The organism is Bradyrhizobium sp. WYCCWR 13022 (assembly GCF_030435535.1).
Taxonomy (GTDB): domain Bacteria; phylum Pseudomonadota; class Alphaproteobacteria; order Rhizobiales; family Xanthobacteraceae; genus Bradyrhizobium.
In genome coordinates, this window is the sequence record NZ_JAUIZJ010000033.1 from 1 (window position 1) to 21,461 (window position 21,461).

At 57.7% G+C, this 21,461-nt stretch carries 16 protein-coding genes and 4 pseudogenes; 11 read left to right on the plus strand and 9 right to left on the minus strand.

Annotated features, from left to right (window positions below):
• Positions 1-62 precede the first annotated feature (62 nt).
• The 5 genes and pseudogenes from istA to QY049_RS34240 all read left to right on the plus strand — a co-directional run.
• On the plus strand, positions 63-1,532 hold the full coding sequence (gene istA / locus QY049_RS34220; RefSeq protein WP_128929850.1) for an IS21 family transposase: 1,470 nt from the start codon (positions 63-65) through the stop codon (positions 1,530-1,532).
• Positions 1,529-2,341, plus strand: coding sequence for an IS21-like element helper ATPase IstB (gene istB / locus QY049_RS34225; RefSeq protein ID WP_128929849.1), 813 nt, complete (start codon positions 1,529-1,531; stop codon positions 2,339-2,341). Before istA ends, istB begins: the two co-directional genes overlap by 4 nt.
• A 222-nt stretch (positions 2,342-2,563) precedes the next feature.
• Positions 2,564-3,247 (plus strand): annotated as a pseudogene (locus QY049_RS34230) (transposase); the annotation flags it as partial.
• A gap of 112 nt (positions 3,248-3,359) precedes the next feature.
• Positions 3,360-3,611 (plus strand): annotated as a pseudogene (locus QY049_RS34235) (transposase); the annotation flags it as partial.
• Positions 3,612-3,776: 165 nt separating this feature from the next.
• Positions 3,777-3,905 (plus strand): annotated as a pseudogene (locus QY049_RS34240) (IS3 family transposase); the annotation flags it as partial.
• 4 nt (positions 3,906-3,909) lie between these two features.
• On the opposite strand, the gene QY049_RS34245 reads toward QY049_RS34240, so the two are convergent.
• From QY049_RS34245 to QY049_RS34260, 4 genes are read right to left on the minus strand one after another with little or no spacing between them, the layout of a single operon-like run.
• On the minus strand, positions 3,910-5,652 hold the full coding sequence (locus QY049_RS34245) for an ABC transporter ATP-binding protein (protein ID WP_128929848.1): 1,743 nt from the start codon (positions 5,650-5,652) through the stop codon (positions 3,910-3,912).
• Positions 5,652-6,572: an ABC transporter permease gene (locus QY049_RS34250; protein WP_128929847.1), complete on the minus strand. Its 921-nt coding sequence runs from the start codon at positions 6,570-6,572 to the stop codon at positions 5,652-5,654. Before QY049_RS34250 ends, QY049_RS34245 begins: the two co-directional genes overlap by 1 nt.
• Complete coding sequence (locus QY049_RS34255; RefSeq protein WP_128955116.1) at positions 6,569-7,546, minus strand: ABC transporter permease; 978 nt, start codon at positions 7,544-7,546, stop codon at positions 6,569-6,571. The genes QY049_RS34250 and QY049_RS34255 overlap by 4 nt, the downstream gene beginning before the upstream one ends.
• Positions 7,543-9,159 (minus strand): ABC transporter substrate-binding protein, encoded by a 1,617-nt coding sequence (locus tag QY049_RS34260; RefSeq protein ID WP_164934301.1) that lies wholly within the window; start codon positions 9,157-9,159, stop codon positions 7,543-7,545. The genes QY049_RS34255 and QY049_RS34260 overlap by 4 nt, the downstream gene beginning before the upstream one ends.
• Before the next feature lie 633 nt (positions 9,160-9,792).
• Between QY049_RS34260 and QY049_RS34265 the strand changes: the two genes are divergently transcribed.
• From QY049_RS34265 to QY049_RS34285, 5 genes and pseudogenes are all read left to right on the plus strand, one after another.
• Positions 9,793-10,293 carry a transposase gene (locus QY049_RS34265; protein WP_128955115.1) on the plus strand — a complete coding sequence of 167 codons (501 nt, stop codon included), beginning with the start codon at positions 9,793-9,795 and terminating at the stop codon, positions 10,291-10,293.
• Positions 10,294-10,295: 2 nt separating this feature from the next.
• Complete coding sequence (locus tag QY049_RS34270; RefSeq protein WP_128955114.1) at positions 10,296-10,841, plus strand: transposase; 546 nt, start codon at positions 10,296-10,298, stop codon at positions 10,839-10,841.
• Positions 10,838-11,488 (plus strand): UPF0149 family protein, encoded by a 651-nt coding sequence (locus tag QY049_RS34275; RefSeq protein WP_237867281.1) that lies wholly within the window; start codon positions 10,838-10,840, stop codon positions 11,486-11,488. The genes QY049_RS34270 and QY049_RS34275 overlap by 4 nt, the downstream gene beginning before the upstream one ends.
• A gap of 42 nt (positions 11,489-11,530) precedes the next feature.
• Positions 11,531-11,722: pseudogene (locus tag QY049_RS34280) on the plus strand (transposase domain-containing protein); the annotation flags it as partial.
• 246 nt (positions 11,723-11,968) lie between these two features.
• Positions 11,969-13,071, plus strand: a protein-coding gene (locus QY049_RS34285; protein WP_128929842.1) for an IS3 family transposase whose coding sequence is annotated in 2 segments (ribosomal slippage) — positions 11,969-12,230 and positions 12,230-13,071 — 1,104 coding nt in all. Because the reading frame shifts where the segments join, the coding sequence is not laid out codon by codon here.
• Positions 13,072-13,243: 172 nt separating this feature from the next.
• Here the strand turns inward: QY049_RS34285 and QY049_RS34290 are convergent.
• The 5 genes from QY049_RS34290 to QY049_RS34310 all read right to left on the minus strand — a co-directional run bounded on the left by QY049_RS34290 (position 13,244) and on the right by QY049_RS34310 (position 20,256).
• Complete coding sequence (locus tag QY049_RS34290) at positions 13,244-14,557, minus strand: CapA family protein (protein WP_164934300.1); 1,314 nt, start codon at positions 14,555-14,557, stop codon at positions 13,244-13,246.
• A 269-nt stretch (positions 14,558-14,826) separates the two neighbouring features.
• Complete coding sequence (locus QY049_RS34295; RefSeq protein ID WP_128929840.1) at positions 14,827-15,444, minus strand: isochorismatase family cysteine hydrolase; 618 nt, start codon at positions 15,442-15,444, stop codon at positions 14,827-14,829.
• 877 nt (positions 15,445-16,321) lie between these two features.
• On the minus strand, positions 16,322-16,996 hold the full coding sequence (locus QY049_RS34300) for a GntR family transcriptional regulator (RefSeq protein WP_128929839.1): 675 nt from the start codon (positions 16,994-16,996) through the stop codon (positions 16,322-16,324).
• 299 nt (positions 16,997-17,295) lie between these two features.
• Positions 17,296-18,684, minus strand: a complete 1,389-nt coding sequence (locus QY049_RS34305; protein ID WP_128955113.1) for an amidase — start codon at positions 18,682-18,684, stop codon at positions 17,296-17,298.
• Between the two features lie 33 nt (positions 18,685-18,717).
• On the minus strand, positions 18,718-20,256 hold the full coding sequence (locus QY049_RS34310) for an AMP-binding protein (protein WP_128955112.1): 1,539 nt from the start codon (positions 20,254-20,256) through the stop codon (positions 18,718-18,720).
• A 200-nt stretch (positions 20,257-20,456) separates the two neighbouring features.
• Between QY049_RS34310 and QY049_RS34315 the strand changes: the two genes are divergently transcribed.
• Positions 20,457-21,278, plus strand: a complete 822-nt coding sequence (locus tag QY049_RS34315) for an enoyl-CoA hydratase/isomerase family protein (RefSeq protein WP_128929836.1) — start codon at positions 20,457-20,459, stop codon at positions 21,276-21,278.
• Positions 21,279-21,461: the final 183 nt, after the last annotated feature.

The window sequence follows — 21,461 nt, forward strand, 5'->3', positions numbered from 1 at the left end:
GATCACACGCCAAAGGGTCAGAAACTTCTTGCATTGCGGGCGGCAACCACAGAAGGCTCTACATGAAGCTCAGGAAGACCCATCCGACGCCTGTCGCCGCGGCGAAGGCGTCGATCAGCGTGGCAACGGCCTACCGCATCGAGAAGGATCCAGTACTACCTTCGCAGAAGAAGGAGCCGCGCGCACGACGGCGTCCCGATCCAATCGCCGACATTTTCGACTCTGAAGTCGTGCCGCTGCTGCGGGCAGCGCCCGGCATCCGGCCCGTGGCCATTTTCGAGGAGATGATGCTGCGCCATTCCGAGTTGGGCGAGGGCGTGCGCCGGACGCTGGAGCGGCGCATCCGAGGCTGGCGTGCCATCCACGGTGAGGAGCAGGAGGTCATCTTCCGCCAGGCGCACGAACCCGGCAGGCTCGGTCTGTCGGACTTCACCGAGGTGGCCTCGTTCGGCATCACCATCGCCGGTCAGCCGCTCGACCACCGACTCTATCATTTCCGGCTCGCCTATTCCGGCTTCGAGCACGCCCATGTCGTGCTCGGCGGCGAGAGCTTCGTGGCGCTGGCGGAAGGCCTACAGAACGCACTCTGGTCCCTCGGTGGGGTGCCGCGCGAGCACCGCTCGGACAGCCTGTCCGCCGCCTTCCGCAACCTGGACAAGGACGCGCGCGAGGACCTGACCCGCCGCTATAACGAGCTGTGCAGCCATTACGGCATGACACCGTCACGCAACAATGCCGGCATCGCCCACGAGAACGGCTCGATCGAGGGGCCGCACGGCCATCTCAAGCGGGCGATCGAGGATGCACTGTTGCTGCGTGGCACCGTCGACTTCGATGATCTCGCCTCCTATCGCCGCTTCGTCGACGAGATCGTCGGCCGCCGCAATGCCCGCAACGCCAAGCGCATCGATGCCGAGCGCGCCCAGCTTCGGGAGCTACCTGAGCGGCGCACCACCGACTATGAGGAACTCAGCGTGCGCGTCACTTCCTCAGGCGGCTTCACGCTGCGCAAGGTCTTCTATACGGTGCCCTCGCGCCTGATCGGCCATCGCTTGCGCGTGCGCCTCTACGACGATCGGCTCGATGTCTTCATCGGCGGCACGCATCTCATGACGCTGCCGCGCGGGCGTGCTTCCCCGTCCGGCAAGCATGACCAGGTCGTCAACTACCGGCACGTCATCCATTCGCTCAGAAGGAAGCCGATGGCATTGCTCAATCTGGTCTATCGCGATCGGCTCTTCCCGCGCGAGGCCTACCGGCGGACTTTCGATCTCCTCGTCGAGCGTCTGCCCGAGCGCCAGGCCTGCCGCATCATGGTCGAGCTTCTTGGCCTCGCCCACGAGCGCGGCTGCGAGAGCGAACTGGCCGAGGAGCTGTCCATCTGCCTCGACAATCACCGGCTCCCCGACATGGCCGCGCTGCGTGCCCGCTTCGCGCCCGATCCCGCGCGCCTACCCAACGTAGTCGTCCGCCTGGCGCCGCTTCAGGCCTACGAAGCGCTCATCGGCGCCAGCCTGGGAGACGCAGCATGAAGAGCGCCTCGATTGACCCCGCCAAGCTCAGCCTGCTCCTTAACGAGCTGCGACTGCCCGCCAGCAAGGTGATCTGGCCACAGTTCGCCGAGCAGGCCGACAAGGAGGGCTGGCCCGCCGCGCGCTTCCTCACTGTGCTCGCCGAGCACGAACTGGCCGAGCGCGATCGCCGCCGCATCGAGCGGCACCTCACAGAGGGCCGCCTTCTGCCCGGAAAGACCCTCGAGAGCTTCGAGTTCGACGCCGTGCCGATGGTCTCCAAAGCTCAGGTCATGGCCATCGTCGCCGGCGACACCTGGTTGGAGAAAGGCGCAAACCTGCTCCTGTTCGGCCCGCCCGGCACCGGCAAGAGCCATCTCGCCTCGGCGATCGGTCTCGCCCTCATCGAGAACGGCTACAGGGTGCTGTTCACCCGCACCACAGATCTCGTCCAGAAGCTGCAGCAGGCCCGCCGCGACCTCGTCCTCGAGAGCGTGCTGGCCAAGCTCGACAAGTTCGACCTGCTCATCCTCGATGATCTCGCATACGTCACCAAGGACCAGGCCGAGACCAGTGTGCTCTTCGAGCTGATCAGCGCCCGTTACGAACGGCGCTCCATGCTGATCACAGCCAACCAACCCTTTGGCGAGTGGGGGAAGATCTTCCCGGACCCCGCTATGACGCTCGCCGCGGTCGACCGGCTCGTTCATCACGCCACCATCTTCGAGATGAATGTCGAAAGCTACCGACGCCGCGAGGCCGCTGAGCGCAAAAAGGGACCTGGACGCCCAGCGTCATACGCCACACCCGCCAATATCGCCCCTGATTGACGCGCCGCGACAATCAACCTGACAAAGCACTTGCGCGCGTCAATCAAACCCGCGGATCATCACATCCGCCGCGACACCAGATTCTCATCCAGATTGTCGCGCACCTCTCTCCCAGATCGCCGCGCTACAGTCGAGAGCTATCGCAGGCGCACCGCGCTCGACGGAAAACGCGGTCCGGGACGGCCGACCTCGCACGCGACACCCAAAGCCATCGCTGATTGGGGCTATCGCGGTATCATCTATTGCGAAGGCTATCAGGCCTACAAGACCATGACCCGGGAGACGCGTGCGGGCGCCCTGTCTGGGCCGCTCGCCTTCTGCTGATCGCATCTACGGCGCTAGTTTGTGAAGATCGCGCGTGAGGCTGCTCCGGCGCCAGCTCCAGTTTGCCGCGAGGCCCTTAAGCGCATCGCCCAGCTCAACGCGGTCGAGAAGGCACTTCGGGGCCACTCTGCTGCCGAGCGCTGCGCGGGTCGACAAGCTCATGCCAGACCTCTGGCAGCAGCCTTGAAGCAGTGGTTTGAGGCAACTCTTGATCATCTTGCGGGGAAGAGCGACACGGCGAAGGCTCTGCGCTATTCGCTGCGCCATTGGGACGGCCTGACGCTCTACCTTGATGACGGGCGCATCGAGATGGACACGAATGCGGTCGAGCGTGCGATGCGGCCAATCAAACTCGATGCCAAGAATGCCCTGTTCGCTGGGTGCGACGAGGGTGCCGATAATTGGGCATTGCTGGCCTCGCTCATTGAAACGTGTAGGCTCAATGTCGTCAGCGCCTAGCCCTGGCTCTCCGGCGTGCTCGCAAAACTCATCAATGGCTGGCCTGCGGCGCGACTGGACAAACTGCCTCCCTGGGCATCGACCTACAGGATGCATGCGCACGATCCGAGGCTGGCAGCATGAGCCTGAACACGACCGCCGTCCGGATCAGGATAACCCTCAAGGACGTGAATGACCTTGCCCCACAGGCTTAATCCAGATTGAAGTTCGCGCTGGCCCAAACAAGGACCAGAGCATGAAGCGTAGCCGCTTTTCGGCAGAGCAGATCATCGGGATTTTGAAGGAGCATGAGGCCGGGGTTTCGGTTGCCGATCTGTGCCGCAAGCGCGGCGTCAGCGACCCCAGCATCTACAAATGGAAGGCCACTGGAGTGTCGGAGGCCAAGCGGCTGAAGACGCTGGAGGACGAGAACACACGGCTGAAGCGGTTGGTGGCTGATGCCGTGCTGGACAATGCGGCGCCCAAGGATCTCGTGGGAAAGAATGTATGGTCCGCCCCGGTCCGTGCAAGGGTTCGTAACAGCAAAAATGACGCTTCCAATTGCATAAATGTATCCGGCCTCTCGCGAGTGGACTGCTGTTGCAGCCAGGCCATGACGAGATCCGCGCACGCCGTTCGCGATAAATGGTTCGGGCACGAAGCCCGCTTTTTGCCCGCGGGCAAGCGGAAAGCTGTCGCGTATCTCATGGTTGCCCACGGGATGAGCGTACGGCGGGCGTATAAAGCCATCGGCTGCTGCCGCATGACCATCAGATATCTGACAACCCGGGCGGACGCGTCCGGGGCTAGCAGATGGACTGTGATGGGATCTCAGACGGCTTGACGATCCACTCTGGGGTCTGCATCTTCGGTATCATGGACAAGAGCGATGCTGTGTAAGAGTGCTTCGGCGCTTTGAACAACTGTTCCGTCTCGCTGCTTTCGCAAATTTGCCCATTCTGTAGTACTGTAACTCTGTCGCAAATCTGACGCACGACAGGGAGATCGTGACTGATAAATAACATCGTCAGCGATAGATTCTCTTGAAGGTCTTTCAGAAGATTTAGGATCTGCGCCTGGATCGAGACATCGAGTGCCGAGGTAGGTTCATCGCAGATGAGGAACCGCGGGCGACTTGCCAAGGTTCGTGCGATTGAAATACGTTGTCGCTGACCGCCTGAGAAGGCGTGCGGATAACGGCGGGCGACGGTGGGCTCCAGACCAACGGCCTTCAGCAGCTCTAACATTATCGGTTCGGCCTCTCGCTTATCCTTTACTAGTCCAAAGTGAATCATTGGCTCCATGATAATCTCGCCCACGCGCATCTGTGGATTCAGAGACGAGTACGGGTCTTGAAACACCATTTGAGTTTGACGCCGAATATCTTGACGATCTTCAAGGCTGGCTGCATAAACATCTTTTCCGCCATAAATCAGTTGGCCGCTGCTCGGGCGGGCAAGCCCAGCAACGACTCTTGCGATCGTGCTTTTTCCAGAGCCGGATTCGCCAACAAGGCCCATGACTTCTCCGGGGCGGATACTCAGGTTCACATCGTGCAGGGCCTTAAAGGCTCGCCGAGCGGAACCACCGAACATGCCTGTCGCCCCATATACGCGCTCCACACCCCGGAGTTCTACAAGTGCCTCCGGCTGGCTTGAACTTTGCGGCATGTCTCTTTCCAGCAGCCACTGCATGGCCGCATCGATATTTCGAGCGGCGCCAGACACGGGAAAGCGATGCAGCTTAATGTCGCCGCGCGGCACAACCGAAATCAATGCTTGGCTGTACTCGTGGCATGGATTTCCAAGAACAGCCGCAGTGTCGTTTAGTTCGACGATTTCGCCTGCCCTCATCACCGCGACGCGATCAGTGACCTGGGAAATCACGCCCATGTTGTGGGTGATGAGCATCACACCCACTTGACGTTCACGAGCCAAGTTCTTGATTAGCTTCAAGATCTGTGCCTGAACGGTCACGTCGAGCGCAGTTGTTGGTTCGTCCGCGACAATGAGTTCGGGTTGTGAGCAGAGAGCAAGCGCGATAACTGCGCGCTGTCGCATGCCACCCGAGAATTCATGTGGCCAGTTCTTCACGCGCCGGGCTGGCTCTGGAATCCCTACCGCCTCCAACTGACGCACCGCCTCGATCCTTGCGTCGCTGCGTGATAAGGCGAGATGAGTTCGGATCGTGTCGACCAGTTGTCTCTCAATTGTGAAAAGTGGATTTAAGCTGGTCAGTGGATCTTGGAAAATAGTCGAGACGCGTTTGCCGCGTAACGCCCGCATCGCCTTAACGTCGCGCGCATCGATGATATCTCCGGAAAGCCGAACTTCGCCCGCACTAATATGGCCGGGAGCCTGTAGTAAGCCCGTGATGGCAGCTCCAACGGTCGATTTGCCCGCGCCCGATTCGCCGACGATGCCGAGTATTTCGCCTGGCGCGATGTCTAGGCTGACGTTGCATACGGCTTGCAAGGCGCCATGCCGGCTAGGAAAGTCGACGCTAAGTCCCCGAATGGAAAGAACGCAAGGCTGGGCAGTTGTTGTCATCAGATGCCCCTTGGGTTGATTACATCCCGGAACCAGTCGCCCAAGACGTTAATGGCCAGCGCGAGTGTAAGAAGGGTGGCGGCAGGAAACAGCAGGATCCACCACTGCCCAGCAAAAAGAAAGTCTTGCCCACTGCGGATCAATGTTCCAAGAGATGGTTGGGTGGGGGGCAGACCTGCGCCCAAGTAGGACAGCGTGGCTTCGGTAATAATTGAAAGCGCAAGTGAGATTGTCGCGATCACGAGGATCGGTCGACGCACGTTTGGCAATATGTGCCGTACCAGCACTGTGCCCGTCGGAAGGCCTATCATTAGGGCTGCCTGCACATACTCTCGCTGTTTCTCCCCCATCACGGCGCCGCGCACCGTGCGGGCATATGTGACCCATCCGGAAATTCCAATCGCCAATATTACCATGTAGACAGCAAGGGCTTCGCGCGCGCTCGGTGGCAGTAGCGACCGCGTTAAGCCGGAAATAAGGAGCGCAATAAAAATGGCGGGGATGGACAACTGGATGTCTGCGATACGCATGATCGCTGCGTCAATGTGTCCCCCGAAATAACCGGATATCAGGCCTAAGCTGACGCCGATCGACATTGAAACCAAAACAGAGGCAAGGCCCACTAGGAGTGAAACCCGTGTTCCATAAAGGGTCGCTGAAAGCACGTCACGTCCCTGATCGTCTGTGCCGAAAGCGTAGAAGCGGTTCGTGAACTCATTGATGCTCCAGGCCGGTGTATTTGACGAAAGCAGATCGAACGTGCTGGCGTCGAGAGTGTTCTGTGGTGCCCATAAAGGAGCTCCCAGGGCCGCGACAATGAGAGTTAGCAGTGCGAGCGTAGACAGAACTGCTCTGGGGGAACGGATGTAAGAGTGCCCGATATCAGAGTTAAACAATGCGGAAAGCTTGTGAATGGTCATCTGACTACTCCTCCCGTCCGCAGGCGAGGATCTAGAAGGTAGTAGACGCAATCCACGACCATGTTGATGGTAACGAAAATGATCGACACGATGAGAAGGTATGCGGCCATGATTGGGACGTCGGAAAATCTAATGGAATTAATAAAGAGCAGCCCAACGCCTGGCCATTGGAATACTGTCTCAGTAACGACGGCGAATGCGATGATGGATCCCAACTGCAAACCTGCAACCGTGACGACCGGAATCATCGTGTTCTTCAAAGCGTAAGAAAAATAGATGAGCCGGTCTGGCAGCCCTCGCGCGCGTGCGAACCGGATATGATCGGAATGCATGACCTCAAGCATTTCAGTGCGGACTAAACGCAAGATCAGCGTGAGTTGATAGGTGGCCAGTGAAATCGCGGGAAGGATGATAGCCTGCCAGCCGGTCTTAGTCAGTAACCCGGTGGTCCACCAGCCGATCTTCACCGTGTCGCCCCGTCCGAAGGACGGCAACCAGCCAAGTTTGACCGCGAACACGTAGATGAGGCCGATGCCGATTAAGAAGTTAGGCAGGGATACTGCGATCAGCGAGACCGTCAAGCTGAAGCCCGATAATATGGAGCGCGGCCGCAATGCTGTCACGACGCCAAGGGCGACTCCCGCTATCATTGCAAATATAAACGATAATATAGCTAGTTCCAGAGTCGCAGGCAGCCGCTCCAGGATCAAATCCAACACCGGCCTTCCAACGCGAGTGGAAATGCCGAAGTCCCCATGGAGTGCCGAACTGATAAAACGAAAGAACTGGATGTAAAAGGGGCGGTCGAACCCGAGTTCCGCCGCTAGCCGCGCGCGGTCCTGCGCGGTCGCCTCCGGTCCGACCATATTCTGGAGCGGATCGCCGATAAAATGAAAGGCGGCGAACGACAGAAACGCCGTCATCAGCATCACCGGCAACACGGACAGCAATCTGCGCAGAAAGAAACCTGTCACTTGTCCACCTTGATGGTTTTCACGGAGATCTGATTACCAACGTTTGGCGTAACGTGAATCTTCTTCTGCGTTGCACGCGCCAACACCTGCGCGTGAATCGGTAGATAGAAACACTCGTCCTGAACGGTCTTCCAAATTTCGGCGATTATGGTTTTACGTCTTTGAGGATCGGCTTCCGACCGGAGTAATTCAATTTTGGCATCAATCTCCGGGTTTTTGTAATTCGCTGCAGCCCAGGCGCCCCGAGAGTGGACGAGATTATCGAAGATTAATTGAGAATCGTATGAGCCCCACGTCATCAGGTAAAAGTCGGTCTTCCTATTGAGAACTAGAGGCCAGACGACTGCGCTGGGTTGGACATCGAGATGCACGGTGACACCGATCTTGGCGAGCATTGCCACCACGGCCTGACAGATGCGCTCGTCGTTCACCATGCCGTCATTTGGACAGTTTAGAGTGACCGAAAATCCGTTGGGGTAACCTGCCTCGGCCATAAGCTGCTTGGCTTGGTCAATATTGAGCTTTGGGAACTTACCCAATTCTTCCGTATAGCCGTCGGCGATCGGCGAAATGATTGTACCGAGCGGAACCGACTCCCCTCGCATGATTGCCGACTTGATCGCTAGACGATCAATGGACATGTTCATTGCGTGGCGCACCCGCTTGTCGGCGAAAGGATTTCCCTTTGCTTCCCCGCTGGCAAGTGTGTTCGCGCTTGTATTGACGCCTAAAAAAACCGTGCGAATCTCTGGGCCGCGAACCACCCGAAGGCTTTCATTCTGCTCCAACCGTGAAATGTCTTGGGGGGGGACGTCTTGGAGAAAATTAACTTCTCCGCTGATCAATGCGGATACACGCGTCGCGGCCGACTGGATAGGGGTATAGATGATCCGATCGATATCGATTGGGAACTGGCCGATACCCCAGTATTTATCGTAAGCTTCCAACTCCGAACGGCGATCCGATTCTCGGCTTACAAGGCGATAGGCGCCAGTGCCGTTCTCATGGCGAGCAGCATAGTTTTCTTTCCCGCCTTTAAAATCCTGCGGAACAACGGAGTCGTTCTTCTCGGCCCATGCTCTATTCATTATGAAGATGCTTGCCAAGTTTTCGGGCAGAAGAGGGCTGGGTCCCTTTGTCTTGACCTGCACGGTGTAGTCGTCCTTCGCGATGGCTTCCTCAACCGCGGCGGCAGCCAGATAGGTCCGCACATTCGAGGTTGGTGCCATAGCTCGCTGGATTGAAAATGCGGCGTCGTCGGCCTTAAATGGTGCGCCGTCGTGGAACGTAACGTTCCGGCGAAGCTTGAACTCCCAAACGTCGGGGTGATCAGGCAACATCCGCCATTCGGTCGCTAGTACTCCAATGAGCTTTCCGTCGTCGGAGCGCTCCACAAGGCCTTCGTACATCTGCCGATTGAACGCAAAGGTCACGTTCTCATTATAGGCGTGAGGGTCTAGAGTCTGAACGTCCAAGCTCCGAGCCCATTTCAGCGTTTCCGCGCCCCCGGGTGAGACGGTCATTAGTAGTGCCGCCACGCTTGCTATGGCGGCAAAACGCCGCTTGAGACGGGCTGGTCTGTGAATGAAACAGCGCGCAGTGGATTTCGGCATTTGGGACATTCCTCTCTTGATCGCAGGGTAAACTGCGCCGCTAGATGTGGGCTATCACATCGGACAGGCTTCGGCCGTTTTTTGCTGCAGTTTGCCGGCCGAGGGCTGCCGTGGGCTGCGAATTCAGGGCGTCCTCTGCAGCAATTACGCGTATTCCCAGCGATTGCGCAGGATTGCGACAGTCGGCTGAATATTCCCTGCTCCTGGTCTAGGTCTCGTTATAGGTCCTGTGACCGTTGGGTTAGGAACGTCCGATCCCACTGAACTGCGGGCCTTTTATCACATTATCTCATCATGTGCCGACAGCCGGTTTACGTCTGGCGTGAGTTTCCGGTTTGGGATCGAGCTTTGAGCAAGCGAGTGTCTGATGGCCGGCCCTTTGGGGATACCGTCCGCGGCCGGCTTCCGCTTCTGAACGGGAACGTCTTAGCAAGCTGTTTGGCGCACTAGTCACGTGAATCGTAGGCGCTGTTCAGCGGCCACCTACCGGATGAAGGGGCGATCTCCGACTCTGCGGTTCGGTTTCCCGGGTGGTTGCGTGTACTCCGCACGATCCCTCCCAAATATGCCTGCCGCGCCTGTGAGGGCCCGATCGTCCAGGCCTCGGCACCAGCGCGGCTCGTCGAGGGCGGCATGGCGACGACGGCGCTGATCGCGCATATCGCCGCGGCCAAATATGCCTGGCAATCGACGCTCTACCGCCAGACGCAGATCCTGGCGGGCCAAGGTGTTGTCGTCGATCGTCAGACGCTGGCGCGCTGGATGGGCAGCGCGGCGTGGCTGGTCAGGGGCCTCTACGACCTGCAACTGAAGACCATGCACGGCTTTGAGCGGTTGTTCTGCGATGAGACGCCGATGCCGGTGCTCGACCCGGTACGCGGCCGCACGAGGATCTGCCAGTTCTGGGCGCATGCGACGGACGATCGGGCGTGGAAGGGTCCGGCGCCGCCGGCGGTCGCCTACGTGTTCGCAGACGGTCGCGGCAAGAAGGAGATCGTGGCGCAGTTGGCCGGCTTCGAAGGCGTGCTGCAAGTCGACGGCTATGCCGCCTACGCCTCGCTGGTGGGCGATGCGAAGGTGCCGGGCAGATCCAGCTGGCGTATTGTCTCGTTCACGCGCGCCGCAACTTCGTGAGGGTGCACAAGACGACGAACTCACCCTTCGCCGCGGAGGTCATCGAGCGCATCGCAGCCGTCTACGCGATCGAGGAGAGGATCCGCGGTCTCGGCGCCGGGGAACGCCGCGCGGCGCGACAGGCCGAGACGAAGCCGCTCATGGAGGCGTTGAAGGCTCGACTGATCGCGGTGAAGGACGGGATCTCCCGCCGCTCGACGCTCATCAAGGCGATCGATTATATGCTCGAACGCTGGCAGGGCCTGACGGCATTCCTGGACGACGGGCGGCTCGAGGCGGACACCAACACGGTCGAACGATCAATCAGGCCGATTGCGATCGGAAAAAAGAACTCGTTGTTCAGTGGTGACGAAGGCGGAGGCGAGACTTGGTCGATACTTTCTTCGCTTCTTAACACGGCCAAATTGAATGGCCTCGACCCCGAGGCCTATCTCGTCGACGTTCTCGAGCGCATGGTGAGCGGCGCCGCGAAGGCCAACCAGCTGCACGAACTTCTGGCCTGGAACTGGAAGGCCGCACGCGAAGCCGAAAAGCGAGCCGTGGCATGACGAAGCCGAAGCAACGGCGGGGAACGCGAAAAGCACGCAAGACGACGATGGCGAACTATGCCATGTCATTCGAGCGGCTCGGGCAATGGATGAGCGAGCGCGCCAGGTCGCCGACGCTTCGGCATCCGCGGGCGACGTCGCTCTCCATGCTCGACGGCGCAGTGGCCGCTGTCGTCGCCGGGCCGGTCTCGATGGCCTCCGAGGAATGGGTGTGCCCGCTCCTTGGCGTAGATCCCGACGCCTTCAATCACGACACCGAGGAGTTCTCGGCGATCGCTGCCACGCTGATGCGCCACAACGCGATCAGCGAGACGCTGTCGACGAGACCGGAGAGCTTCGAGCCGCTGTTCCTGCGATCGCCGGACGGCGACGTCGACCCGCAGCCCTGGTGCATGGGCTTCCACGCCGTCATGAAGCTTCGGCTTCTCGTCTGGTCGCGGCTTCTCTCCCCGAACGGAACCGAACACCTTATGCTGCGGCCGATCCTGGTCCATTGCATCGATGACGCCGGTCGACCCTTGCTACCCCCGGCCCGCCATACGCTGGCAACGCTGCCCGTCGCTCAAAACGCCTGGCGCGACATTCCAATAGCCGTTGAGGCCCTGCGGCAGTTCTGGATGCCTATGCGCTTCCAGCGGCGCGCGTAGGCCGTCCACGCCAGGTCCGTGGTCTGCTCGTACCGCTTACGGTTGTTCAGTGATACCGTGGACGGAGCCGAGGCCAGCGCCGTCGTCTATAGCCTGATGCTGACCTGCCGCGCCTCACGTGTCGTGCCGTTAGCGTGGTTGCGCCACGTCCTCACCGAATCGCCTCAGCGCGCCGGCGACGCCGATATTGCAGACCTGCTGCCCTTCAACTTCCACAAAGCCGCCACCGCCTGAACGGCCCCGCATCGCCCGATTCAAGGCAGTCCATCAAAACCGCCGGCGTGCGGAGAAAATCGCGCTTACAGATGATCCGCTATCGCTCCAGCCGCCCGCCGGACGCAATTCTGCGTGGCCGATTGCGCGATTTCGCCAACGAGCGGCGGCGCTTCAGCTACCGCTGACCTGAGGCCGGCAAACTGGACCAATTTTGGCTAGAGTCTTGCGCTGCCGAATCCCCTCGGCTGGGAGGAGCGGACGACGATGAAGGCCTCGAAGTTTTCGGACGCCCAGAAGGCGTTTATCCTGAAGCAGGGCAACGACGGGGTCCCGGTTGCGGAGATCTGCCGCAAATCCGGGATCAGCCAGGCGACCTATTTCAACTGGAAGAAAAAGTACGACGGACTGCTGCCGACCGAGATGCGCCGGTTGAAGCAGCTCGAGGACGAGAACGCCAAGCTGAAGAAGCTGGTGGCGGACCTATCGCTCGACAAGGAGATGCTGCAGGACGTGATCCGCCGAAAGCTGTGAAGCCTGGTCGGAAGCGCAAGCTCGTCGATGAGGTTTGCGGGGAGTGGCAGGTCTCGATCCGCAAGGCTTGTAAGGCCCTCGAGTTCGATCGATCGACCTATCACTACAAATCTCGTCGCTCCGGCCAGGCGGCCCTCGAAGCTCGGATCAAGGAGATCTGCCATGTTCGCATCCGCTACGGCTATCGCCGCGTCCATGTGCTGTTGCGCCGCGAGGGATGGCGTCACGGCCAGAACAAGACCCGTCGCATCTATCGCGAATTGGGCCTGCAATTGCGCAACAAATCGCCCAAGCGCCGGGTCAAGGCCAAGTTGCGCGACGACCGACGGCCCGCGACGCGGGTCAACGAGATCTGGGCGATGGACTTCGTTCATGACCAGCTGGCCACCGGCGGCAATCTCCGGGTGCTCACGATCGTCGATATCTTCTCCCGCTTCTCGCCCGCACTGGAGCCGCGGCTCACCTTCCGCGGCACCGATGTCGTGGAGGTACTGGAAAGGGTTTGCAATGAAGTGGGACTCCCGGCGACGATCCGGGTCGATCAAGGCAGCGAGTTCGTGTCGCGCGATCTTGACCTCTGGGCCTACCAGCGCGGCGTCACGCTGGACTTCTCACGACCCGGCAAGCCGACCGACAACGCCTTCATCGAAGCCTTCAACGGCCGCTTCCGGGCCGAATGCCTCAACACCCATTGGTTCCTGTCCCTTGCGGATGCCCGGCAAAAGGTGGAGACTTGGCGAAGATACTATAACGAAGAACGGCCCCACGGGGCGATCGGCAATCGGCCGCCGATTTTGCTGCAAAATCACGTCGGCGACACCAGCCCGCCAACGTGATCAGAGGCGCAAAACTCTAGTTCCGGGTGGTCCAAAGTTCGGTCTCGCTGCACAAAACTCCGAGACTCTAACTGCCGCTGGATGAACATTCAGTGGCAGGTCACTCCGCTTACACATTCACGGTCGCACCTGATGGCGGAGAGCATTTGGATGAGAGGCTGTCGCGAGCTCGTCAAACCGGGGCTCCGCGGCCCGAAATCAAGTCTACGTATTGTTGCATTTGTTCTAAGTGACCGAAGTCGGCATTTTTCGCATCCAGGTGGTCTCTAAGTTGTTCAATGCGCATCACTTTGTTATCGCCCCTGTAGAAGATATTTCTAAACAAAGGAGTAGCGGTGACACTTTCGATGTAAGTACGGCTTCCTGCACTTGTATCACCTTTTGCGAACTGAAAGTTCAGCATCAAGCTCAAAATTAAATGTGGAGCCGTATACCAGTCCCAAGTTAGGCTACCCAAGGAGTAAGCGATGACCGCAACTCGGTTGGGATCACGTGTAGTGCGGTAGTACTCGATCGGCTGAACTACGTGAGGATGATGGCCCAAAATTATGTCGGCGCCTTCCTCCACAAGCGCATGAGCGAGCTCAATTTGCTTTCGTCTTGGAAAAAACTCGAATTCGAAGCCCCAATGGATTGAGGCGATGATGACATCGGCATTCTGATGTTTACAGCTCCTTATTTGCGATTTGAGTAGCTCAAGATCGGCCACGACACGTTTGGACATGAGCGGTGACGCGTGCACACAATAATGTTCACCGTCGGGTAGGGGTCGCCCATTGAGACCGAATGTGACCGACACGAACCCGAACCTGATGCCCCTCTTCGTGAAAACCGTGCCCCGGCCGTACTCCTCGGCGCATCGAGGGGCGCCGATTTCAATGATCCCATTCGCTCTGCAGAGCTCTTGAGTGGTTCGAAGACCCTGAACGCCCAAGTCCAATGAGTGATTGTTCGCGAGGTTAAGAATCGTGAAACGTCTACCCTGGTGTTCTGTTAATGCGGAATATTGGGCCGATGAGCAACACATCATCGAAGAGCGGCCGTCGCCTATAGCCTCGCTCACGACATGATCGTCTGCCACCACAGATTCATAATTCGCGAAAGAGATATCGGCATTGAAGACAGCGGCTTCGATGCTCTCGAACAAAAGATCCTTAGAGTGTTCTAGCCCGCGCGCCTGGATCAGATCCCCCAGTGCACTCAGAGTCGCAGTCTGCTGCTTTCGAAATGCAGTCGGTAATTCCACAATAGACTTGTCGTTCAAGAACAACGCATCAGAAACATCCCGTGATGTTCTCGTAATTGGGCGCGCGCTTTTATAGAACCAGTACGCGCGGTCAATTCCATCCATTTCTGCCGAATCTGTTGCAGCGCTTTCGAGCGGAAAATCCCACCAGCCAAATCGCTTGGCGTTTTCCGCCAGGTCCAACGTTTCCGGAGTTGTGCGCCAGACATCAACAGGCGTGTTGGGAAGTTTACGCGGCACGGCTTGCATCTCCTCGTCGCATGGCTTTTGATCTACGGTTTATAGTCTGCGCAGCACGCAAACCAGGCTCTTTCGCATCCGAAGTCTCCGCAATGCACAAGCGCCACAGGTGTTAACGTTGACGCGCGTGTCATACGCTTCAACGCAGCTCTTCGAGATTCCCTCTCAGGGGTAAGACGTTAGGATCTCGTTTTGCATCTCTTGCTCAGCGGAAAAGAGACAGAAAACAAACCGCTCGGCTTACTGAGGGAATCTCAAGAAGGGAAATCTCAGCTGTTTCGGGCGAATAACTTGCCTGAGAGTTCCGATACAATCTCCTCCGTCGTCACTTTCCGGACAGCGCCATATTGCATACGAAGAGAGTAATTGTGTCTCTCTTCAGTATAGGCGGCGCAGCAGTCGGTGACGCAAATCATATGGAAGCTGCGATCTACACCGTCGCGCAGCGCCATATCGATGCATTGATCCGTTAAAACGCCAACAACAATTACCTCCTCAATGCCCATGTTACGAAGAACCCGCTCCAGGATGGTCGAACTGAATACCCCAGAAGCTGTCTTTGGTAAGACGATGTCGTCTTCGCCAGGCGCTATCTCGGGAATTACCTGAGCTCCCCATGACCCCTTTGGGATGACTAGCTTACGGTGGCAAAGCGAACGATCGCGCCCATCCTTGGTGAGGCTTTCGATTACCGTGTACATCACTTCCACGCCGCACGACCTCGCGGCTTGCAGTAGCCGCTGGACGTTCGGCACGATCTGATGTTTCACGCGGTCCACGTACTCCGGATATTTGCGCTGTTCTTCCTCAGAAATCTCGTGGTTCTGCAGGTCGACAACTAGCAATGCTGTTTTTTGAGGGTCAATGGGGCCGTCATAATTCTTCATGTATCGCTCCTGGGTTTGATCTACCCTTCCGATCAATCTAGCAAGGATCGTTCCATCGGGCCTGGGCCTATCATGTGACGGCGACTCGCGCTTCTTGAGACCGACCTTCGGTCGGCCTATGAGCCAAGTTTCGTTGGAAAGCCTTGATCAAGAGCGGGCTGCCTGTTGCTCGTTCACAAGAGTGTTTTCTTATCGCGGGTTCATCCATAACTGGCCCTGTTCGCTCGCGACCAGAAGCGCCAGCTCTTCCGCATTAGTCCGGCCCACGACCTCAGAATTGCTGCGCTTTTGCAGGCAAGAATTCGGCGGACCGGAAATGAGCGCTCAGCCGCGGTGATTGCCGCCTTTGTGTCGCCGGCGCTACGGCGAGCAACATCGGCGGTTGGCCCGTCTCTGTGCGTGCCCGCTTCCTACGGGCCAACAAGAAGAGCCGCCCGGCACGAAAATCGCGGCGATGGAAATGGTAGAGATGCTCGTGTACTGGAGTAGCGCCAATCGCTTGCGGGCTGTTGTGACTGTTCGATTGGAGCGTCATTTGTCGGTCCCCGCGAGGTCGTCTCCGATATATTCCATGCGCTTAGGATACTAGTATCGTACAGAGATTTGCGTCGCATTTTCTTGCCGACTTGAAGAATTCCTGCAGCCCTTGTGGGATTTGCGAGGGATGGCGCCTGGAAGGTGAAGCAGATGATGTAATACGATCCGATCGATGTGTCATCGGCAAGCGAGAAAATCATCAATTCGTCGGTTGAGTTGATCAGTAGGTTTTATGTGACCGGTGATAGTTCGTGCTCCACATTGCTGCTCGCGCCATATCGCGCCACGCGGGTTAGAAGACGAGAAGAGTTGCCGAGTAGGTGGAGGCAATTGGGCGGGGTTATCCCGCCGCCTTATCAGGTGTATTCGCAAAACGAGCGGCTTCCGCCACGAGATCTGCGAAAACGCGTCCGCCAGTCGTGAGATGATCGTGCATAGCCTGAGCAGCCGCCATGGCATCTCCTCGGGTGATCGCTGCCACAATTGAGCAATGATCTTGATAGGACTGTTGAATGCGACCTGGTTTTTGGAATGGGTACCGACGATAGAGACGCAGGCGAGCGCGGGTCTCTTTTATCGACTGTTCCAAATATGAGTTTTGCGCACCCTCGTAGATAGTTTCATGGAGCTCTTTATTAATTGCATCGTACAGCTGCGCATTGTGAAGCGCGCTTTCGCTGCGAGAGTGTATGTCGCGGAGGCGCGCCTGTAGGTCCGTCGGCATTCGCGCCGCGGCCAGCCTTGCAGACATTCCCTCAAGCTCCGTCATAACTTCGAACATAGCGACAATTTGCTCCGCACTCAGAACCGAGACGGTCGCACCCCTCCGCTGCTTCAGATCTACCAAGCCACGCGATGCCAGCTGTATCAGGGCTTCCCGGACAGGGGTCTTCGAAACGTTAAACCTGTCGGAGAGTTGCTTTTCATCAAGCTTGGATCCTGGCTGCAAAGCACCGGAATCAATTTCGGTCTTGATCCAGTTGGCGATTTCGCTAGTTCGGTTGAATTTGAGCACGGTCCTGCCCGCGGGTATGGGAGTTCATACCACGATCCGCGAGTAGATAGCGAAAAGTTTCGCAATTGTATCGCGACGAGAGGCGGACCGGTTCGTCAACCGGTAGCTCAAAGGCTCGAACCTTTAGCCCAACAATACTCGAAGGAGCACGCGATTTGCCGGCCCGGCGCTCAACCTAGGCGCTACTTCCCCTACCTATGGTGAGACGATCGACGAACATACGGGCCCGAGATCAGATGCTGCCGAATTTACCTCGCCAAGGGCCCATGCCGGTCGAACTCAGAATGAGCCAGCAGAGATTAGACCGATCGCGCCGGAATAGTCTCGCTGATCCAACGCCCTAAACCTACAAGGTGCTGATCGGTATGCTGCTGGCCAATAACCTGAATTCCGAGAGGCATTCCCCTCACCGCAAGAAGCGGAAGCGTGATAGTTGGCGCCCCTAAGACGGAGGTAACAGCATTGTAACTCGGCAGGCCTGTTGTATGTGAGATGCCCGAGTCAAGTCCTTGATTGTCTAATTTTGGAGCTGGTCCAACGGAGGACGGAGCAACGATAGCGTCGGCGATATGAGCAATTGCGGCGTGGGCTGCTCTTGCCTTATCGCGCTGGGCGAGTAGTTGACGATAGTCATCTATGCTCATCTTTCTCGCGAGTTCCAGACGAGAGGTCAAGCTGTCACTCAGCCCTCCGCCAAACCTTTCTACAAGGTTCTCCAGTGACCAGCGCATCTCGTAGGCACAAACGTCACGAGTAATTTCAAGACTTTCGTCGATGGCACGTTCGAACGAGTCGACCAGCGAGTGGTTGGTTCTGTCGATGGTGTGGACGCCGGCGTGGCGAAGCTGAGTGAGGAACCGTTCAAATGCGTCTCTGGAATCGTCGTCCAATTCTGCCGCACCTTGGGCCTCCATCACAATCACTCGTAGTGGCCGGGTTGCCGGATGAAGAGTTGTCTCACCGTAAAGGCCGGGATAGCCGGGATCGCCGCCTGATCTCTTTGCGACTTCAATCGACACATGCCACATGTCACGAAGGTCGCCAGCATGGATCCCCACGTGGCTTTGGCTAAGTGCCAGACGCTCCCCACGATGGATGGCGCCCATTGTCGGCTTGATCGCATAGTTCGCGCAAAAGCTCGCTGGTCGAATCACCGAGCCAGCCACTTGCGTTCCGATTGCCGCAGGTATCATCCGCGCGCCGACGGCCGCTGCCGATCCGCTCGACGATCCGCCGGGGGTATGGCGATGGCTGAACGGGTTGGTAGTCGGTCCAGGGTAGGACATGCCGAGTTCCGTCGTCACTGTCTTACCGAGCACGATGGCGCCCGCGGCTCTCAATGCCTGGACGCAAGCCGTATCTTGATGAGTGTGATTGTCTCTGAACAAGGGAGATCCCATACGCGTGGGCATATCCTTTGTCATAAAGAGGTCTTTGATCCCGACCGGCATGCCATCGATGGTCGAAAGCTCTCGTCCCGCGAGGTAACGCGCTGTGGATCGATCAGCCACGGACCTCGCCTCTCGCACGTTCATTTCGACCCAAGCTCGCACGGTGGGCTCGCGAGCGTCGATCGTTTCGAGACAGCGCTCAAGGTATTTGCGCGGGCTATCTCGTCCTTCTCTGAAGGCGGGTACCGCATCATGAAATGTCAGCGCTTGAAATTCAGCGGGATGGTATGCGCACAAGTGTGCAATCTCCAGTTAGCCTAGGGAGGCCGATTATCTATTGGCGTTATCCGAGCCAAGCGTGGGAAAGTCCGCTAGTGTCGTCCGGAGCTCCTTCTTCAAGACTTTTCCCATAGCATTCCGTGGAAAATCATCGACTACGATGACCTTCTTGGGGGTTTTGTAACTTGCCATGTTTCGCTTGACCTGCTGAATCACCTCGCTTTCGCTCGGTGGGTCGCTCTTATCGCTAGCAATTACGAAGGCAACGACGCACTCTCCGAAATCCGCGTGAGTTGCTCCGACAACGGCTGACTCCTTAACGGAAGTCAGTTCATCGATTACAGCCTCAACTTCTGCGGGATAGACGTTGTATCCGCCGCTGATGATGAGATCCTTGGCGCGGCCTGTAATCGAGACGTATCCCTTCTCGTCGACGAGACCCATGTCGCCGGTACGGAAGAACCCGTCTGCTGTGAGCTCGGCTTTGGTTTGCTCAGCATTGTTCCAGTAACCGGAGAAAAGCCCCGGTCCTCGCGCTTGAATGATACCTACTTGTCCGACAGGCAGAGCTTCATCTCGCTCGCCTGCAATACGCAAATCAACACCGGGAATCGGTAGCCCTACCGAACCTGGTCGACGATCACCTTCCAGGGGGTTCGAGCAGAGAATCATTGCCTCGGTCAAACCATAACGCTCCAGGATACGGTGCCCTGTCCGAGTTTCAAAATCGCGATGCATCGGAGCCGATAGTGGTGCCGAACCGGATATGAACAGTCGCATGTTTCGGCAAAGAGAGCTGGCCAGCGAAGGGCAGGTCAATAGACGATGATAGTAAGTTGGCACTCCCATAAAAACGGTTGAGCGAGGAATTGCGTCGAGCACTGGACTTACATCGAATTTATTTTGCAGGAGAATTCGCGCTCCGCCTGCCAGCGCGACGTTGAATGAGATGAATAGACCATGGCTGTGGAAGATCGGCAGCGCATGTAGCAGAACATCCGAAGACGAGAAGCCCCACAATCGACTCAGCGTTTGAGCGGTGTACGAGAGCGCAGCATGGCTGATCAGAGCACCCTTGGGCCGGCCGGTTGTGCCTGAGGTGTAGAGGAGAGCTGCGGGAGCCGCACCATTGAGTTCGACGGTGCTAAACGAGGTCTCTCCTGCTTTGACAAGTGATGCGAATGTTCCTTCACCCCGGATGCCAAACGTTAAGACCTTGGTTGACCGAGGCACCGTCATGTCGGGAAGAGCTTCCGTATTTGGTCCTCTGAGAAGGAAGGAAGGCTGCGCGTCCTTTAGAAGGTAGGCCAACTCAGCTGAGCGATAAGCTGTGTTGATGGGCAAATAGCAGAGCCCAGCACGGAGGCAGGCAAGATAGAGCGCGAAAGCATGTGCGGACTTCTCGACCTGGACGGCCACGCGATCACCGACCGCACATCCGAGCCGCCGGAAGACGCTGGCATAGCTACCACAGAGCTTGTGCAGCCACTGAGCGGATAGCGTTTCGCCGCTCTCAAGCTCTAGGAGCACGTCTGTCGGGTTTGCCTCGGCCCTCCCCTCAACCAGGACATAGAAATTGCGGTTGGACATGACTTACGCCTCTCCTCGCCGCGCTGCCGGCAGGGCCAGTTTCCGAGATATTCTATTGAATGTAAAAAAAATATCTGTCAACGTAAAAAGAATACGGAGGGGCTGAGGGCATAGGGCCGAAGCTTCTGTGCTTCATCGTTGACAACCGCGCCTCACCTACCCGTCCCTGCAGCGCAGGTTTCGCCAGTCGAGGGAATCGAATGAATAAATTTGGAAGTGAGGTCGCAGCAGGGAAACAAAGGAATGAAGAAGCATCTGAGCTCGGGAACTTGCCGACCTTGCATGTGTCAAAAGGGATCGCGAGAATTCAATTGAACCGGTCTCGGCAGCACAATCGGTTCGAGCCAACAGACATCGAGACTTTCTCTGAAATCGTCGCGACTTTGGCTCGGCAGTCGAGCGTGCGAGTACTAATGATAACGGCTCAAGGTCCAAGTTTTAGTTCAGGATTTGACCTGGATACATTGTCGAGTGATCGTGCGGCGGCATGTACAGCCCTGTTCGCCGCGATGTGCGATCTTGTCGAAGAATGCCCCTTTCCTACTATATGCGGCCTGAATGGAAACATTTACGGAGGCGCTACTGACCTCGCGCTTGCATGTGATTTTCGTATCGGAACGCGGGGATGTCTCTTGCAAATGTCTCCTTCTCGCCTCGGTATTCAGTACTACTATTCTGGTTTACGACGTTACGTGGAGCGGCTTGGCCTGTCGCAAACGAAACGCCTTTTTCTAACAGGCGAGCAAGTTGACAGCATCACGTTGTTACAGATGGGTTATCTTACCGAGGTGTGTACTTCGGATGCGCTTGAAGCGCGATTAGAGCATTTTGCCGGGATGCTCGCCCAGCGTTCGCCGGCTTCTCTCCGGGGCCTGAAGACGTCGCTCAATTCAATTCGTCGAGGCACTGCTGACCCGGTCGAGATCAATGCGAAGTTTTTCGAAAGCCTAACATCACCTGATGCCCGAGAGGGCCTAAAAGCGTGGTGTGAGCGCCGGCCTCCTTCATTTGCAGACGTGTGAGGCCAAGGCTCTTCGCACAGCAAAAATAAACTGCCTAAGCCTTGCCTCGTCCTCCGATCGGTTGGCTTTTGCGCGGCGGCGATCAGGGTGAGACTCCGCATTGTCTCGCCCTAATTGTTACCAAATGCTGAGCCGTTGCCTCACGTAAATTGCTCCCTTGGATCGGGAGCGAGCGGGGGCGAA

Bases quoted from the DNA above. Each gene is read 5' to 3' on its own strand.
- istA (WP_128929850.1), top strand. From the start codon at position 63: ATGAAGCTCAGGAAGACCCATCCGACGCCTGTCGCCGCGGCGAAGGCG.
- istB (WP_128929849.1), top strand. From the start codon at position 1,529: ATGAAGAGCGCCTCGATTGACCCCGCCAAGCTCAGCCTGCTCCTTAAC.
- QY049_RS34245 (WP_128929848.1), bottom strand. From the start codon at position 5,652: ATGACAACAACTGCCCAGCCTTGCGTTCTTTCCATTCGGGGACTTAGC.
- QY049_RS34250 (WP_128929847.1), bottom strand. From the start codon at position 6,572: ATGACCATTCACAAGCTTTCCGCATTGTTTAACTCTGATATCGGGCAC.
- QY049_RS34260 (WP_164934301.1), bottom strand. From the start codon at position 9,159: ATGCCGAAATCCACTGCGCGCTGTTTCATTCACAGACCAGCCCGTCTC.
- QY049_RS34265 (WP_128955115.1), top strand. From the start codon at position 9,793: ATGGCGACGACGGCGCTGATCGCGCATATCGCCGCGGCCAAATATGCC.
- QY049_RS34275 (WP_237867281.1), top strand. From the start codon at position 10,838: ATGACGAAGCCGAAGCAACGGCGGGGAACGCGAAAAGCACGCAAGACG.
- QY049_RS34295 (WP_128929840.1), bottom strand. From the start codon at position 15,444: ATGAAGAATTATGACGGCCCCATTGACCCTCAAAAAACAGCATTGCTA.
- QY049_RS34310 (WP_128955112.1), bottom strand. From the start codon at position 20,256: ATGTCCAACCGCAATTTCTATGTCCTGGTTGAGGGGAGGGCCGAGGCA.
- QY049_RS34315 (WP_128929836.1), top strand. From the start codon at position 20,457: ATGAATAAATTTGGAAGTGAGGTCGCAGCAGGGAAACAAAGGAATGAA.